Here is a 15,350-nt window from a genome sequence, read left to right as displayed (position 1 = left end):
GTCATCCGGGGCGGGCACACTGCACACCATGCAATTTACCGAACAAGATGACGAACACGCGCCACACAGCGCCGCCGAGCGCGCGGCCGCTGCGAGCCGTAGCACCTGGGTGAGCGTGGTGGTGAACGTGGTGCTGGCCAGTGCCCAGATCATCGTGGGCACCCTCACCAAATCCCAGGCACTGATTGCCGACGGCATCCACTCGCTGTCTGACCTCGTGTCAGACTTTGTGGTGCTGTTCGCCGGCCACCATGCCAAAAAAGACGCCGACGAAGACCACCCCTATGGTCACCACCGCTTTGAAACCGCGGCCTCGCTGGTGCTGGGTGTGATCCTGCTATCGGTGGGCGCCGGCATGGTCTGGGCGGCCCTGGGCAAGCTGGAGTCGCCCGACACCATTGCCCCGGCCCACACCACCGCCTTGTGGGTGGCGCTAGGGGCCATCGTCACCAAAGAACTCTTGTTCCGCTACATGCTGCGCGTCGCCAAAGCCGTCAAATCCAGCCTGCTGGTGGCCAACGCCTGGCATGCGCGGTCGGATGCTGCCTCGTCATTGGTGGTGAGCCTGGGCATTCTGGGCAGCATGGCCGGCTACCCCTTGCTCGACCCGATAGCGGCGCTAATTGTGGGCTTCATGGTTGGCAAAATGGGCTGGAGTTTTGCGTGGGACGCGCTGCACGACCTGATGGACCGTGGCCTTGATGAAGCTGAAGTCCAAGCCATTCGCGCCACCCTGCTGGCCACGCCCGGGGTATCTGGCGTGCACGATGTGCGCACCCGCAAGATGGGCGACATGGTGGTGGCGGATGCCCACATCGAGGTGGACGCACAGCTCACCGTGGAAGAAGGTCACAACATCGCCGTGGCTGCGCGCCAAGCGGTGCTCCAGCGCCACCGGGTCTTGAATTTAATGACCCACGTCGACCCGGCCCACCGGCCCGACGCAGACCACGCTCGCCCTTAGTCCGCCCGGGCGCTGCGCTGGGCAGCGGGTGCCCCGGCCGACCAGCGCCAGACCACCAGCGCGGCAACCACCATTAGATGCAAGGCCATACCGAGCCAGGCGCTCAGCCCGAGCGACTCCTCCCCCTTGACCAGCGCCTTGACACCAAAGAACGGCTCGAACCAGACCGCCAAGCCGGGCGCAGCGCTGGCCACCAAGGCCGGCACCACCACCCCCAGCACAAACAGCGTGAGTAGCGTCATGGCGATGGGCTTGCGGCTGGTATTGCGCAAGGCGAAGAAGTGGTAGATGCCGCAGTCCCGCAGGGCGTGCAGCAGGGCCAGCCACATCAAGCTTTGGAGCGCCGGCAGATCGCGGGCAGTCTCACTGGCAGCACCACCGGTGAGCGAATAGGCCACCAAACACACCGCAGCCAGCGCCCAACTGACCGGCCACAAGGGCAGCGCCTGCCAGACCCGGCGTGCCGGGCTGTGTGTGCGGTGGTAGAGCACCGCTTGCCAGACGAGCCGGTTATTGGACTCGGTGAATAGCGCACCGTAGGTCGATGCCAGCGCGGTGCACGCCAGCGTCATCCACAGCGGCGCGCCCCAGCCAGGAGTCGGCATGAAGCCGGCAATCACCCAGCCCAGACCCAACACGCCCACTGCCCAAGCCCAAGGCACCCCGCGCACCATCAGCTGCTTGCCCATGCTGCGCCACAGCGCCAGTAGACCTAACGCCAACAGCAGCAAGGCCACCAACAGCGATTGAATGGACAGGGGCAGCCCCCAGCCCCACCAGCTGCCCAGGCCCTCGCGGTCGGGCGAACTCGGGTCGCGCAACACCATAAAAATAACCGGCAAGGTTTGCAGCACCAGAAACACCCCCAACAGGCGCCCGGCCGTGCCGCTGGCTTTTTCAGAGCGAATATCTAGGGTGTGCAGGCGACTCGCCATCAACCACGCGTGCAACGCCACCGTGCCCACGGCACCCACCAGCAACCAGACACAGCGGCTCCAAAACGCCGGCCCCGAAAGCGCAGCCACCACTGCAACCAGTGCACACAGCAAGCCGCCATACCAAGCGTAGGCAGCGCTGCCAAACAGCTTGCCCCAGGCCATGTCCCACGGGCTCAGGGCACTCAAGCGCTGCTGGTCCCAGGTGCGCTCGCTCACCTCGTTGTTGATGCTCGATACCACCAGCAAGCTGCCCCACCCCACGGTCAAGCCGACAAACAGCACCGAGAACGCTATAAACAAGCTGCGCTGCGGATCGTCCGGGTTCAACACATAGACCAATAGACCAATCAAGGCCAATACCCCCGGCATGATGGCCATACGGGTGGGCGACATTTCCAACCACAGGTTGCGTTTGAATTCGGGGTTCATGCGGACTCTCCTGGGCGGCCGCTTGCGCCGGCCTGGTCATAACTGGCTTGCAGCGTGGTGCGCACCTCCTGAAAACCACACACCGGCACACCGGCAGCCGTCAGGCGCGCCAGCAGCGCAGCGCGTGCGGCCAAGTCGCCAGAAGGCAAATACACCGTGCTCGGGGCCAGGCCTTGCGCGTCCAGATGCGCTACCTCGTAGCCGCCCAACAGCTCGGCTAATTGCGGTGCAGGTGCAGCGAGCTGAATTTGCATCAGCGTCTTGATGGCTCCCTCGGCGCCAGTGGCTGTAGCAGCCAGGCTGGCGAAGCGGCTGACCCGCCCATCGCGGATCGAGAGGATGTGGGTGCAGTACTCGTCGAGCTCACTCAAGATGTGGCTCGACACCACCAGCGTCATGCCCTTGGCCTGCAGGGTACGGAACAGCGCCGACAAATCGGCCCGCGCTTCGGGGTCGAGGCCACTGGCAGGCTCGTCGAGCAACAGCACCTGCGGCATGTGCACGATGGCCTGCCCGATCGCCACGCGCTGGCGCTGGCCGCGCGAGAGGTTGCTAGCCAGGCTCTGCAGCTTGTCGGTCAGGTTCAAAAAGCGAGCGACATCCTGCACCCGCTTGGCAATGTGCTTGTCGGCAATGCCCTGGGCCGCCGCGGCGTAGCTCAGGCACTGCTGAACCGTGAGCTCTTGGTACAGCCCGAAAAAGTCTGACAGATAGCCCAGCTTGGTGTGCACCTCGCGCGGGTGCTCTTGCACATCGACCCCGCCCACCGTAATGCTGCCCGAGAGCGGCGTATCCAGCCCCGCCATGCAGCGCATCAGGGTCGATTTGCCGGCCCCGTTGGACCCCACCAGGGCCGTCACCGTGCCCCGGGGAATATCGACCGACACCCCGTGCAAGGCACGGTGGCCCAGGTAGTCAAACACCACATCGCGTACTTGGATCATCAGAACCCTCCCAATTTGCTATTATTTTAGTAGCTGCCAGCGCATACAAAACGGGGGCTAGAGGCATATTTAGCCTCTAACCCCCTGCAATCATCACATAGCAGGCCCTACCTGCGGGCTGCCACTCTCCGGCTTAGTGTCCGGCGTTTTGGTGGCTGCTGTTGAGCAGCTTGTCGGTGTAGGCAATCGCAATCGCCGACAACAAAAAGGTGATGTGAATGACCGTCTGGGCGATCAGCACCTTTTCGTCGTAATTGGCTGCGTTGATAAACGTCTTGAGCAGGTGGATAGAGCTGATACCGATGATGGCCGTCGCCAGCTTCACCTTGAGCACCGAAGCGTTCACATGGCTCAACCACTCGGGCTGGTCGGGGTGGCCGTCCAGGTCCATGCGGCTCACAAAGGTCTCGTAGCCGCCCACGATCACCATGATCAGCAGGTTGGAGATCATCACCACGTCGATCAGCGCCAGCACCACCAGCATGATGATGGTTTCGTTCAGCGCGGGTACCGGCACATCGGACTTGTAGCCGATGCTGGTCACCAGCGCTTGCAGCGCGGTCTGGCTGCCGAAAGCAGCTTCCAGCAAGTGCACCAACTCCAGCCAGAAATGGAAAACGTATACGCCTTGTGCGGCAATCAACCCGATGTAGAGCGGCAGCTGCAGCCAGCGGCTGGCAAAAATAAAACGGGGCAAGGGGCGCAGCGAGGGCGTCTTGGAAGGGGTAGAGGGTGTAGTCATACAGAAGATTCGCAAAAAAAGGAGACGCAGCGGGATTGTAAAAAAGCCGGCACGGCCATCAGGCCAAGGCTCGCAGGGTCTGGCTGCCCTGCCAGTGGTCACCGGGGGCCAGCACCACCGGTACGGCAATGGCGGCGGCCTCGACACACACAAAACGGGCGTAGCCCCCGGCGGGCAAATCGGCCAGCACCGCTTCGGGCCCGGGGTTCCAGACCACCACATCGGCAAAGCCCTCGTGGGTCAAGTCCAAAGCACCCGCCGGACTGCGCAAGGCCAAGGGGCCGGGCACGGCTTCAAACACGGTATCGATGGGTTGCGCTAGTGCCAGGGGCGCGGCCTGCGGCAGCACCCCGGTCAGCACCGCGCAGGTGACATCGCCAACCTCCAGATAGGTGTGCAACGCCGCCTGAAACGACAGGGTGTTGCTGCCGGTGTTGTCCACACGCAAGGCCATCTCCAGGCCCTGCGGCAACAAGCGCACCGTGAGTGTGCAAACACTGTCGTGCGGCCACCCAGCGGTTTCAGCAGCGGCATGGCTCAGCTGCAAGACCACGCACGGGTGCGCGGCCTCGGCGGGGGACTCGGCCAATGCCCAGACGCGGGTGCGTGCAAAGCCATGCCGCATCAGCGGCCCGCGCTCATTGAACTGCGGAAAAATCACCGGCACCCCGCCGCGCACCGCCTGCGGGCCGGCCAGGGGCGAGAGCGGGCTGCAGTACAGGCGCTCGGTGCCGCTCGCATCGCGCCAAGACACCACCTGCCCACCGCGCAAAAGCACCGTTACCGAATCGCCTGCGGGGCCGTGCAGCCGGACGGCTGGGGCGCCGTCTAGAGTCAAAGTTTCATAGGTCATCGCGGAAGTTTATCTGTGGCGGGTGACAGGGCGATGGGCTGCTTACCCAAAAAAAAGCCGGCTACATGAGCCGGCTTTTTTGTGGGCGGTTAGCGCTTAATAGCTGCTACGGCCGCCGCGGTAACCGTCCGAGCTGCCACGGTCTTCACGTGGGCGGGCCAGGTTAACGACGATGGAGCGGCCATCCACGGATTGGCCGTTCAGGCCATTGATGGCGGCTTGGGCGAATTCGGGGGTGGTCATTTTAACAAAGGCAAAGCCCTTGGAGCGACCGGTGTCGCGGTCCATCATGACTTTGGCAGAGGTCACATCGCCGAATTCGGAGAAGTTGCTCAACAGGCTGTCGTCGTTGACGGAGTAGGGCAGGTTGCCCACATAAATTTTGCTGCTCATGGTGAGCCTTTCAGTGAATGCGCATGCAAACCAAGTGTGCTGTCATGTGCGGTTTTGCTGCCTTGTCGGGCGGCGGGAATGGGGTGATGGGGGTTAGAAGCGTGCGTCCGGCCTGCTTTAGCAGGTTTGCGGGCTGGCACTGCTGGTTTCTAACCAACCTTGGGTAATGGCGTAAACACGGGCGGCTTCGCGGGACGCAAATTCGCTGGTGAAGTTAAAGATGCGGCAGTGAGCGCCTTTGCTCTGGCTGCGCTGGACAGCGATGGAGGCACGGAACAGACCGGAGCTCATTTCTTGCGTTGCGGGCGAAACAATGTAGTTGCCCATCGGGATAGCGGATTCGAAATTCTGATTCATTTGAGGGGAGAGGTGCGGGCCACGTTATCAGGCCGGCTTGAGCAAAAAGAAATTCGGTTGGCTGCTGCTCTGCAGATCAACTCGGTCGACAGGTGTCGAATAAGCCGGAAACCGGCATCAAGACACATATCTTGGCGGTTCCGTGGAACGGGGTGTGTTGGGTTGCACCGTATTCCTGCTGCTTATTATATTCAAACTGAAATAATAGTCAAGCTCTTAATAAAAAAATGCATATAAAACTCTTGAATTAGGGCAATCCGCACGTAAGAACGACCGCTCGCACCCGACCAAACAGCACGTTTCACACTGGAAGGCCCGACCATGCTGCGTACCTCTGCCCTGCTTCCGGTTGCCCTGGCTCTCACGCCGCTGCTGGCCCAAGCCGCCAATGCCGTATGCGAGGCACAAACCGGCGACAAGCTCACCCCAGTGATTGAGCTTTACACCTCGGAGGGCTGCAGCTCCTGCCCGCCAGCGGACCAATGGCTGTCCGGCCTCAAGGGCAAACCGGTGGTGGCGCAAGCATTTCATGTGGCGTATTGGGACTACATCGGCTGGAAAGACGTCTACGCCAGCCCCGCCTTCACCACCCGGCAACGTGACATCGCCGCGGCCAACCGGCTGAGCAACATTTACACCCCGCAAGTCGTGCGCAACGGGCAAGACTGGCGCACCTGGCGCCTGCCATTGCAAACGCTGGACAGCAAAGCGCCTGCCAAGGCCCACATTGCGCTGCGCAAAGCCGAAGGCAGCGACCAGTTTGAAGCACGCGTTACCCCCGCGCGTGGCACCGGCCCCTGGACGGCGTATTGGACGGTGACCGAGCACAACCACAGCTCCCGCGTCAAAGCGGGCGAAAACGCCGGCGAGTTTTTGAAGCACGACTTTGTGGTGCGGCAGTACGTCACGTTGGGGCATTACGACGGTGCCCAGGTTTTAAAGATTGGCGCCATCGCGGCCAAGCCCGAACACCCGCGCCAAATTAACGTGGTGGTTACCGACGCCAAAAGCGGAGAGTCTTTGCAGGCCATCAGCCTGCAGTGCGCCTCGTAAGGGTGCAAATAGCCCCTAGTCCAAAGGCTGTGCCAGCACCACCCGGTTGCGGCCCTGGGCCTTGGCCTCGTAGAGGGCGGCATCGGCGTTGCCCAACAGGTTTTCGGGGCTGCTGTCGGGGCCGGGCACCGTGAACGCCACTCCGCAGCTCAGGGTAATCAACCCCGCGTCGGCCAGCGGGTGCGGCATGGCCAGCTCGCGCACTGCATCGCAGGCGCGCTGCGCCAATTGCTCGGCTTGCGGGCCATCGTTGCCGGGGGCGATGACCACAAACTCCTCGCCACCGTAGCGGGCTACCAAGTCGCTCGCGCGGCTCACGCTGCTAATGGCTTGCGCCACTGCGCGCAGGCACTCGTCGCCCGCCTGGTGGCCAAAGTGGTCGTTGTAGCGCTTGAACCAGTCCACATCCAGCATCACCAGCGCCAAGGGCTGGCCGGTGCGCTCCAGCCGCGTCCACTCTTTGTGCAGCACTTGGTCAAAGTGGCGGCGGTTGGCAATGCCGGTCAGGCCGTCCACCGTGCTCAGGGCCTCCAGGCGGGCATTGGCCGCTTGCAACTCGTGGGTGCGCTTTTCGACCCGGTCTGCCAGCTCTTTTTCGGAGGCCTGCAGGGTGTCGACCAACTGGTCTTGAATGACGACCAACTGGTTTTGGGCCCGCATTTTTTCGCGGCGCATTTCATTAAAGCGGTCTGCAAGGGCCAAGGCCAGCACCAGCATCTCGAACACCGAGCCCAGCTGCAAACCATCTACGGTAAACACATTGGACGGCGCCAGGCCATAGGCGCGCAACACCACCAGCAAGGTGCCTGCTACCAACATACAAAACGCACCGAGTAAAAAATACGCCGCCCGCATCCGCTGCAGCGTGCCCCACACCGCTACGCCGCAGTAAAACAAAATGGTCAACCCAAAAAACGCCGTGGCATAAGGCGCCACCGCTGGCAGAGCCAGCCAATAAGCTACAGGCGCCGCCAAGTGCAACCCGGTGGTGGCCTGCATGGCGGCATCGAGCCGGGGCATGGTGCGGGGCGTGTCGAGCATCCGGCGGATAAACGGATAAAACGCCGCCAGCGTGCACGAGATCGTGACGAAATACGCAAAGTTGCCCCACACCCAGCTCGACGGACCCAGATATTGGGCGCCCAAGCCGGTTTTGGAGGCCACCGTCACACCCATAGCAAGCACAAACACCACGTAGTAGATGTAGATGCGGTCCCGAATAGCGAGCCACAGCATCAGGTTAAACAGCACCATGGCGCAGACCATGCCGAAATACCACCCCTGCACCAAGTACTCGGAGCGGCTGGCGATTTCAAAATCATGCGGCTCCCACAGCAGCATAGGCACCAGCAAAGTGGTGCTGTTTTGCACCCGCAAGTACACCACCTGTTCGGACTGCGGGCTGACACTAATGGGGAACACAAAATGGCGGTGCGGATACGGCCGGCTGGTAAACGGCGCACTCGCGCCGGTTACCAAGGCCTTGTAGTTGCTCGCAGCATCAGGCGCGTATAGCGACACGTGAGAGATGCGCGCATTGCTTACCTCCAGCAACTGCTGCACCGACTGCGGCCCGGGGTTGCGCAGCACCAAACGCAACCAAAACGCAGAGCGGCTGTAGCCCATCGACAGGCCCTCGGTGAGCTCGGACTCTCGCTCAAACCCGCCCGCGCGGTCTGCCGCCAAAACCTCGGGCAAGGTGAACGCACCCGACTCGTCCTCTAGCAACAACACCGCTGGGGCAGGGTCCACACTGCCGGAGCCCGGCACACGCACCTCTACGGTGGCGGCTGCGGCCCACAGCGGCAGCAGCATCAGGCAACAAGCTATAAATTTAATAGCTACCCGTGCAGAGGAAATAAGCGCCAGAGGCATATTTGGCTCAAAGTTTGAGGGGGTTACCAAGATAGTAGCGGAATCAGACGGCTCAAGGTTACCAACGGATTCCCGTAAAAATTAGTGATATTCGCAAGCGCATCGACTGGAATTTGCCCTTTTGTGCGGGCATGATGTCAGCCATCCAAAAAAAAGCATTCAGGGTGGCAGGTAGTTCATGGCGACATTGATTCCGGCAATAAGTTCGTGCGTCTCGCGCATGACCAGTGGCGAGCGCCGAGTGGCCGAGCGGCTGGAGCAAAAGCTCGATGACGACTACCTGCTCTGGTACGACGTGCCTATGGGCCCGCGCAACACCCACCCCGACTTTTGTGTGCTGCACCCGCGCCGCGGCTTGCTGGTGCCTAGGCAAAAGTATTGGACGCTCAGCAAGAACTCGCGATTCGATAAGAAAGTTGCTCTTGACTACGCTCTCGCAACTTGAACATTAAGCATTAACAAAGCGTTTAGTAAGGGATGGTGACCTGCTCCCCATAAACCGTACCAGTTATTTTTCCAAGGAGTCCATCAACCCGGAGAATGATGGACATGAGAACAAGCAAATTCAGCGAAGAACAGATCATTGGCTTTCTGCGCCAAGCCGAGGCCGGCATGCCGATCAAGGAGATCGGCCGCAAACACGGCTTCAGTGACGCCAGCTTTTACAAGTGGCGATCCAAGTACGCAGGCATGGACGCCAGCGAGGCCAAACGGCTTCGGGAACTGGAGCTGGAGAATGGAAAACTCAAGCGGCTGTTGGCTGGAGCCTGTCAGGAATTTTGTGTGTGAGGCCTAACATGTCACTAAGGAACATGAATGCCGAGCAAGACACGCAAGCCCAAAGCAGCACAGGTGCTGCCCACCATCCCCAAAGAACTCATTGACCAGTTTGTTAACGGCCCCATGAGCGCGGAGGCGGTGAATGCCGCTTCCATGGCGTTCAAGAAGGCGCTGATTGAGCGCGCCTTGGGCGCAGAGCTCACCCACCATCTGGGCTATGCCGCTGGTACGGACAAGCCCAGCGAGGGCAAGAACCATCGCAACGGCGCCTCCGGCAAGACTATCCTGACCGAGGATGGCCCTGTGCGCATCGAGGTGCCACGTGACCGCTCGGGCAGCTTCGAGCCCCTGCTGATCCCCAAGCACGAGCGCCGTTTCACCGGCTTTGACGACAAGATCGTGGCCATGTACGCACGCGGCATGACGGTGCGTGAGATCCAGGGCTTCCTGGCCGAGCAGTACGGCACCGAGGTCTCGCCGGACCTGATCAGCTCGGTCACGGATGCGGTGATGAGCGAGGTCACCGCCTGGCAGGCACGCGCCCTGGAGCCGATGTATCCGGTGGTCTTCTTCGATGCCCTGCGGGTCAAGATTCGCGAGGACGCAGTGGTGCGCAACAAGGCCATCTATCTGGCGCTGGGTATACGCCCAGACGGCACACGAGACATCCTGGGCCTGTGGATCGAGAACACTGAGGGCGCCAAGTTCTGGATGAAGGTGTTCAACGACCTCAAGACGCGTGGCGCCAATGACATCCTGATTGCGGTCACCGATGGCCTCAAGGGCATGGCCGAGGCGCTGGGCACGGTGTTCCCGGCCACCACGCTGCAGACCTGCATCGTGCACCTGATTCGCAACAGCCTGGACTACGCGTCATGGAAGGACCGCAAGGCGCTGGCAGCGGCCATCAAGCCCGTGTACACAGCGCCTAGTGCAGAAGGCGCCCTGGCCGAATTGGATGCGTTTGAGGAGGGGCCGTGGGGCAAGAAGTTTCCGACCGTTGTGGCTGCATGGCGGCGGGCCTGGGACAAGGTAATCCCGTTCTTCGCCTTCCCCGCGCACATCCGGCGGGTGATCTACACCACCAACGCAATCGAGAGCGTCAACGCCAGGCTGCGCAAGATCATCAAGACACGCGGGCACTTCCCAACTGACGATGCGGCCACCAAACTGATCTGGCTGGCTCTGCGCAACATCACGGCCGACTGGGACCGCGCGGGCAGAGATTGGAAGGAGGCTATGAATCAGTTCGCGATTCTCTACGACGACCGATTCACCAAGCAGTTCAATTAAGATGAAATTCGCTTGCCCATTACCGTGGGCGAGTATCCCCGCCTCACACACAGAAATTCAGATACTCCCGGAGGGACCAGTCCGAAACACAGTGTCCACTACGTTTTTAGTAGCTGCTTACCCTCACCTCACAAGGTCTACCGCCCTATTTGATTAAAAAATATTCAACCCCCATGCATGAAATCATCTGCCCCCACTGCAGCAAAGCCTTCAAAATCGACGAAGCGGGGTATGCCGACATCCTCAAGCAGGTGCGCGATGGCGCGTTTGAGCAAGCGTTGCACGAGCGCCTCGAATTGGCCGAGCGGGAAAAGCGCGACGCCATTGCCCTGGCCAAGGCCGAGGTAACCAACACGCTGCAAAGAACTGCGTCTGCCAAAGACACCGAGATTCAGGCGCTCAAGGCCCAGCTCGACGCGGGCGAGGTGGCGCGCAAGCTGGCGGTGGCCGAGGCCTTGGGCACGGTGAGCCGGGAGCGCGATGCGCTGGCCAACCAACTGAAGAATGAGCTGGCCCAAGCCCGCAACGCACAACAAGCCGCAGCCCAGTTGGCCGAGGCCAAGCTGGCCCATGCGCTGCAGGCAGAAGCCGCCAAAAAGGACGCCGAGATTCAGGCGCTGCACGCCAAGCTGCAGTCCAGCGATGTGGCGCGCCAGTTGGCGGTGAACGAGGCCGTGGGCGTGATCGCCCGCGAGCGCGATGCGTTGAAGAATGACCTGAACCTCATCACTGTCAAAAACCAGCTGGAAGAGAAAGCCATCAAAGAGCAATTCGCCTTGCAGCTGCGCGACCGCGAGGGCGAGATTGAGCGCCTGCGCGACATGAAGGCGCGGCTATCGACCAAGATGGTGGGCGAGACGCTGGAGCAGCACTGCGAGATTGAGTTCAACCGCATCCGTGCGGCGGCGTTTCAGCGCGCGCATTTTGAGAAAGACAACGACGCCCGCACCGGCAGCAAGGGCGACTACATTTTTCGCGACATGGACGAGTCCGGAGTCGAAATCGTTTCCATCATGTTTGAGATGAAGAACGAGAGCGACGAAACGGCCACCAAGAAGCGCAACGAAGATTTTCTGAAAGAGCTGGACAAGGACCGCACCGAGAAGGCGTGCGAGTACGCGGTGCTGGTGTCCCTGCTGGAGCCGGAGAGCGAGCTGTACAACAGCGGCATCGTGGATGTGTCGCACCGCTACCCCAAGATGTATGTGGTGCGGCCGCAGTTTTTTGTGCCGCTGATCACGCTCTTGCGCAATGCGGCGTTGAACGCGCTGAAATACAAGTCCGAGCTGGCGCTGGTGCGCTCGCAGAATGTGGACATCACCAAGTTCGAAACCCAGCTCGACGAATTCAAGACAGCGTTCGGGCGCAACTGGCGCTTGGCGTCGGAGGGCTTTGAAGAAGCCGTGAAGCGCATTGACGAAGCCATCAAGGACCTGGAGAAAACCAAAGAAGCGCTGCACAAGTCCGCCAACAACCTGCGCCTGGCGAACGACAAGGCGGACGACCTGACGATCAAAAAGCTCACCCGCGGCAACCCGACGATGGCGGCGAAGTTTGCGGAGTTGCCGGGGCCTCATGACCTCGTCTGAAACTGAGTAGGGCACGCTGGGATTTCGAGAGGGGCCGATGACATGGGCCCTGCTTGCCAGACCGACGCCCTTGGAATTTGCTCCGGTATTGATAGCGGTTTGCGCCGATTTAATGTGGGCTAGCTGTCGAGTTGGCTTCTATTTGCGGGGTGACGTCAGTTGCCTTGCGCCAGTTATGCGCCACATGAAGTGGCGCAATACTTCTTGCGCGCCACTTCATGTGGCGCGATACTGGCGCAATTCCACCAGGAGCCAGAACACATGCCACGTATGACGCCCCAAGCCGAGCTGGATCAACTGCTCGCCCTGATTGCTGCGCAGCCCGATGGTTGGGGGATAGAGGCCATAACCCAAGCCTTGGGCGACAGCATGAAGCGGCGTACCTTGCAGCGCCGGCTGGCCACGTTGGTGGCGCAGGGGCAGGTTCTGATGCAAGGGGAGGCACGGGCAGTGCGCTATGTGCGGGTTGTGCAGGCGGTTGCAACCTTACAGGCGCCTATGGCAGTGGTGGAGGCAGCTGGGGGGCCCTACGTGCCAACCTCACCAGAGGGTGAAGCAATCAAAGCGTTCGTGCGGCAGCCCCGCACCAAGCGCCCGCCCGTGGGCTACCAGCTGTCGTTTCTGGAGCAGTACCACCCCAATCACACGGCTTATTTACCGCAAAGTTTGCGAGATCAATTGCACACCATGGGTAGCGCTAGCAACGGGCACACCCCTGCTGGCACCTTTGCGCGCGATATCCTCAACCGCTTGTTGATTGATTTGTCGTGGGCGTCGTCACAACTGGAAGGCAACACCTACAGCAGGCTCGACACCGAACGGCTTATCGAGTTGGGCCAAGCCGCTGAGGGTAAAGATGCGCTGGAAACCCAGATGATCCTCAACCACAAGCAGGCCATTGAATACTTAGTGCTTGACCCGGCCCACGCCCAGCTAACACCCGACTGCATCATTGCTTTGCACGCCTTTTTGTCCGACGGCTTGATGGCGGACGCCACTGCGGTAGGGCGTTTGCGCCGTCGGGCGGTAGAGATTGGTGGCAGTGTGTATTTGCCGGTCGCCCTACCCCAGCGGCTGGAGGAGCTGTTTGGCATCGTGATGCAAATGGCGGCGCAGATTGACGACCCGTTTGAGCAGGCGTTTTTTCTGATGGTGCACTTGCCTTATCTGCAGCCCTTTGAGGATGTGAACAAACGCACCTCTAGATTGGCAGCCAACATACCGCTGATTCGCCATAACCTGTGCCCTTTGTCGTTCATAGACGTTCCGCAGTCGGCCTATGTGGACGCCATGATCGGTGTGTATGAGCTCAACCGCTTTGAGCTGCTGCGTGACGTGTTTGTGTGGGCCTATGAGCGTTCATGCCAGCAGTATGTGGCAGTCAAGCAAAACCTGGTGCCGCCCGACATATTTCGCCTGCGCTATCGCCAGATCTTGAGCGAGGTAGTAGCTGCCATCGTCAAAAACAACGAGGCTGCCACCGCTGCGGCTGTGAATGCCAGAGTGCCCGCCACGGTCGCTGTAGCGGACAAGGCCCACTTCACACAACTGGTTTTAGAAGAGTTCGCCGCCTTGCACGCTGGGAATGCGGTGCGTTTCGGCATCAGACCCTTGGAGCTTGCCGCGTGGCAAGACCTGCACAGCGGTGCAGGTTGATGCTTGTTACTTCACCGGAATAGGCAGCTCCGCCGGCACTGGCACCGCGGTCACGCTGTTTTTGGGGCTGCCGTCGATGATTTTGTCGGAGTACGACAGGTAGACGAGGGTGTTGCGCTTCGCGTCCACCATGCGCACCACGCGCACGTGTTTGAACAAGAAAGAGGCGCTGGCCTTGAAGACTTCGTCTTGCTTGTCGACCTTTTCTTTGAAGCTAATGGGGCCCACCTGACGGCAGGCGACTGAGGCATCAGACGTGTCTTCTGCCAAGCCCAGCGCACCGGCGTAGCCGCCGGTTTTGGCGTGCGACAGGTAGCAGGCCACGCCGTTGACGACTGGGTCGTCAAACACATCAACCACCACTTTGTCGTTGGGGCTGAGCAGTTTGAAAGTAGTGCTGACAGTGCCCACGGTTTCGGCGCTGGCAGCCAGCGCAAGGCTGCTGAGCAGCAAGGCGGCTAGTGTTTTTTTCATAAAAATCTCCCTTGGTAAAAATGAGGCGGTGCTTCATTGTGTGCCCATTACAAACCCTAGGGAGACTTGCCATGCAGCTCGGCTACACCATCCTCTACGTCCCCGACGTGCCTGCCACGCTCAAGTTTTACGAAGCGGCCTTTGGGCTCACTACCCGCTTTTTGCACGAGGGTGGCGACTACGGAGAGCTGGAGACGGGCAGCACCACGCTGGCGTTTTCAGCCCACCGCCTGATGCAACAGCTGGGCAAGAACCCGCAAGCGGCCAGCCCCACGGCGCCCTGCTTTGAGATTGCGCTGTGCACGCCCGATGTGGCCGCCGCGCTGGAGCGCGCCATAGCTGCTGGCGCCACACCCATGCGCCCCCTGGAGGTGATGCCTTGGGGCCAGACGATCGCTTATGTGGCCGACATCAACGGCTTTTTGGTGGAGCTGTGCACCCCCATGGGCTGAGCTTGTTCGAGTCGCGCCAAGGCAGTGCCGGGGTGGGCAGTCCCGCAGGTGCGCTGGGTTCCGAGGCTTTCTGGTAGAACTCAGCTCGGCCATGGCACACAACAAAGGAGCCCCCATGTTCAGTCACGTCATCCTTGGTGTTAACGATCTTGAAGCCTCGCGCACGTTTTATGACGCGCTCTTGGGCGCCCTAGGCATTAAGCCCGGTGTGCACAACCACAACGGCGAGGCCGGGCGCTACTTTTACCGCACGGCCACGGGCCTGTTTGGCATTACCACCCCCATCAATGGCGAGCCGGCCACTGCCGGTAACGGCAGCACCATCGGTTTTGCCATGAGCAGCACTGAGCAGGCCGATGCGTTTCACGCGGCCGGTGTAGCCAACGGCGGCACCACTTGCGAAGACCCACCGGGCTGGCGCACCGCCGCCTCGGGCCAGCTGTATCTGGCCTACCTGCGCGACCCGGACGGCAACAAAATCTGCGCGCTGTTTCGCCCGCCCAAGGTGTAATTGCTACATTTTTTATAGCTGCTTGCGCAATGAATTATTGGGCTAGC

Annotated in this window: 15 protein-coding genes and 2 pseudogenes; 9 read left to right on the top strand and 8 right to left on the bottom strand. The window is 60.9% G+C overall.

Going from position 1 to position 15,350, the window contains the following annotated elements:
* The first annotated feature begins 28 nt into the window (after positions 1 to 28).
* A complete protein-coding gene (locus U5L73_RS03175) occupies positions 29 to 964 on the top strand; it encodes a cation diffusion facilitator family transporter (protein WP_322560999.1) in 936 nt (311 codons plus the stop codon).
* Here U5L73_RS03175 and U5L73_RS03170 read toward each other — a convergent pair.
* The 6 genes from U5L73_RS03170 to U5L73_RS03145 form a co-directional block, all read right to left on the bottom strand.
* Complete coding sequence (locus U5L73_RS03170) at positions 961 to 2,331, bottom strand: hypothetical protein (protein ID WP_322560998.1); 1,371 nt, start codon at positions 2,329 to 2,331, stop codon at positions 961 to 963. The genes U5L73_RS03175 and U5L73_RS03170 overlap by 4 nt on opposite strands.
* Positions 2,328 to 3,275 (bottom strand): ABC transporter ATP-binding protein, encoded by a 948-nt coding sequence (locus tag U5L73_RS03165; RefSeq protein WP_322560997.1) that lies wholly within the window; start codon positions 3,273 to 3,275, stop codon positions 2,328 to 2,330. The genes U5L73_RS03170 and U5L73_RS03165 overlap by 4 nt, the downstream gene beginning before the upstream one ends.
* Positions 3,276 to 3,408: 133 nt before the next feature.
* A complete protein-coding gene (locus U5L73_RS03160; protein WP_322560996.1) occupies positions 3,409 to 4,017 on the bottom strand; it encodes a TIGR00645 family protein in 609 nt (202 codons plus the stop codon).
* 58 nt (positions 4,018 to 4,075) lie between these two features.
* Complete coding sequence (locus tag U5L73_RS03155) at positions 4,076 to 4,870, bottom strand: D-hexose-6-phosphate mutarotase (RefSeq protein WP_322560995.1); 795 nt, start codon at positions 4,868 to 4,870, stop codon at positions 4,076 to 4,078.
* Positions 4,871 to 4,966: 96 nt separating this feature from the next.
* Positions 4,967 to 5,263: an RNA-binding protein gene (locus U5L73_RS03150; protein WP_322560994.1), complete on the bottom strand. Its 297-nt coding sequence runs from the start codon at positions 5,261 to 5,263 to the stop codon at positions 4,967 to 4,969.
* A gap of 117 nt (positions 5,264 to 5,380) precedes the next feature.
* Complete coding sequence (locus U5L73_RS03145) at positions 5,381 to 5,620, bottom strand: hypothetical protein (RefSeq protein WP_322560993.1); 240 nt, start codon at positions 5,618 to 5,620, stop codon at positions 5,381 to 5,383.
* 321 nt (positions 5,621 to 5,941) lie between these two features.
* Here U5L73_RS03145 and U5L73_RS03140 point away from each other — a divergent pair, with 321 nt between their 5' ends.
* Positions 5,942 to 6,673, top strand: coding sequence for a DUF1223 domain-containing protein (locus U5L73_RS03140; RefSeq protein ID WP_322560992.1), 732 nt, complete (start codon positions 5,942 to 5,944; stop codon positions 6,671 to 6,673).
* Between the two features lie 15 nt (positions 6,674 to 6,688).
* Here the strand turns inward: U5L73_RS03140 and U5L73_RS03135 are convergent, their stop codons facing one another.
* Positions 6,689 to 8,488 (bottom strand): diguanylate cyclase, encoded by a 1,800-nt coding sequence (locus tag U5L73_RS03135; RefSeq protein WP_322560991.1) that lies wholly within the window; start codon positions 8,486 to 8,488, stop codon positions 6,689 to 6,691.
* 238 nt (positions 8,489 to 8,726) lie between these two features.
* Here U5L73_RS03135 and U5L73_RS03130 point away from each other — a divergent pair.
* The 5 genes and pseudogenes from U5L73_RS03130 to U5L73_RS03110 all read left to right on the top strand — a co-directional run.
* Positions 8,727 to 8,936, top strand: a pseudogene (locus tag U5L73_RS03130) (nuclease-related domain-containing protein); the annotation flags it as partial.
* Between the two features lie 161 nt (positions 8,937 to 9,097).
* Positions 9,098 to 9,316, top strand: a pseudogene (locus U5L73_RS03125) (transposase); the annotation flags it as partial.
* A gap of 48 nt (positions 9,317 to 9,364) precedes the next feature.
* Positions 9,365 to 10,621, top strand: a complete 1,257-nt coding sequence (locus U5L73_RS03120) for an IS256 family transposase (protein ID WP_322560989.1) — start codon at positions 9,365 to 9,367, stop codon at positions 10,619 to 10,621.
* 173 nt (positions 10,622 to 10,794) lie between these two features.
* Complete coding sequence (locus tag U5L73_RS03115; RefSeq protein WP_322560988.1) at positions 10,795 to 12,210, top strand: DUF2130 domain-containing protein; 1,416 nt, start codon at positions 10,795 to 10,797, stop codon at positions 12,208 to 12,210.
* Between the two features lie 261 nt (positions 12,211 to 12,471).
* Positions 12,472 to 13,866, top strand: coding sequence for a Fic family protein (locus U5L73_RS03110; RefSeq protein WP_322560987.1), 1,395 nt, complete (start codon positions 12,472 to 12,474; stop codon positions 13,864 to 13,866).
* Between the two features lie 6 nt (positions 13,867 to 13,872).
* Here the strand turns inward: U5L73_RS03110 and U5L73_RS03105 are convergent, their stop codons facing one another.
* Positions 13,873 to 14,340, bottom strand: a complete 468-nt coding sequence (locus U5L73_RS03105; RefSeq protein ID WP_322560986.1) for a CreA family protein — start codon at positions 14,338 to 14,340, stop codon at positions 13,873 to 13,875.
* Positions 14,341 to 14,411: 71 nt separating this feature from the next.
* Between U5L73_RS03105 and U5L73_RS03100 the strand changes: the two genes are divergently transcribed.
* Positions 14,412 to 14,792 carry a VOC family protein gene (locus U5L73_RS03100; protein WP_322560985.1) on the top strand — a complete coding sequence of 127 codons (381 nt, stop codon included), beginning with the start codon at positions 14,412 to 14,414 and terminating at the stop codon, positions 14,790 to 14,792.
* Between the two features lie 115 nt (positions 14,793 to 14,907).
* Complete coding sequence (locus U5L73_RS03095; protein WP_322560984.1) at positions 14,908 to 15,303, top strand: VOC family protein; 396 nt, start codon at positions 14,908 to 14,910, stop codon at positions 15,301 to 15,303.
* Positions 15,304 to 15,350 lie beyond the last annotated feature (47 nt).

It is taken from the genome of Rhodoferax sp., from assembly GCF_034520025.1.
Classification (GTDB): domain Bacteria; phylum Pseudomonadota; class Gammaproteobacteria; order Burkholderiales; family Burkholderiaceae_C; genus Allorhodoferax.
The sequence above is the reverse complement of the archived record's forward strand: the minus strand, read 5'-3'. Positions and strand labels throughout refer to the sequence as shown.

Bases quoted from the DNA above. Each gene is read 5' to 3' on its own strand.
- U5L73_RS03115 (WP_322560988.1), top strand. From the start codon at position 10,795: ATGCATGAAATCATCTGCCCCCACTGCAGCAAAGCCTTCAAAATCGAC.
- U5L73_RS03155 (WP_322560995.1), bottom strand. From the start codon at position 4,870: ATGACCTATGAAACTTTGACTCTAGACGGCGCCCCAGCCGTCCGGCTG.
- U5L73_RS03120 (WP_322560989.1), top strand. From the start codon at position 9,365: ATGCCGAGCAAGACACGCAAGCCCAAAGCAGCACAGGTGCTGCCCACC.
- U5L73_RS03100 (WP_322560985.1), top strand. From the start codon at position 14,412: ATGCAGCTCGGCTACACCATCCTCTACGTCCCCGACGTGCCTGCCACG.
- U5L73_RS03140 (WP_322560992.1), top strand. From the start codon at position 5,942: ATGCTGCGTACCTCTGCCCTGCTTCCGGTTGCCCTGGCTCTCACGCCG.
- U5L73_RS03160 (WP_322560996.1), bottom strand. From the start codon at position 4,017: ATGACTACACCCTCTACCCCTTCCAAGACGCCCTCGCTGCGCCCCTTG.
- U5L73_RS03150 (WP_322560994.1), bottom strand. From the start codon at position 5,263: ATGAGCAGCAAAATTTATGTGGGCAACCTGCCCTACTCCGTCAACGAC.
- U5L73_RS03170 (WP_322560998.1), bottom strand. From the start codon at position 2,331: ATGAACCCCGAATTCAAACGCAACCTGTGGTTGGAAATGTCGCCCACC.
- U5L73_RS03110 (WP_322560987.1), top strand. From the start codon at position 12,472: ATGCCACGTATGACGCCCCAAGCCGAGCTGGATCAACTGCTCGCCCTG.
- U5L73_RS03095 (WP_322560984.1), top strand. From the start codon at position 14,908: ATGTTCAGTCACGTCATCCTTGGTGTTAACGATCTTGAAGCCTCGCGC.
- U5L73_RS03175 (WP_322560999.1), top strand. From the start codon at position 29: ATGCAATTTACCGAACAAGATGACGAACACGCGCCACACAGCGCCGCC.
- U5L73_RS03135 (WP_322560991.1), bottom strand. From the start codon at position 8,488: ATGCTGCTGCCGCTGTGGGCCGCAGCCGCCACCGTAGAGGTGCGTGTG.
- U5L73_RS03145 (WP_322560993.1), bottom strand. From the start codon at position 5,620: ATGAATCAGAATTTCGAATCCGCTATCCCGATGGGCAACTACATTGTT.
- U5L73_RS03105 (WP_322560986.1), bottom strand. From the start codon at position 14,340: ATGAAAAAAACACTAGCCGCCTTGCTGCTCAGCAGCCTTGCGCTGGCT.
- U5L73_RS03165 (WP_322560997.1), bottom strand. From the start codon at position 3,275: ATGATCCAAGTACGCGATGTGGTGTTTGACTACCTGGGCCACCGTGCC.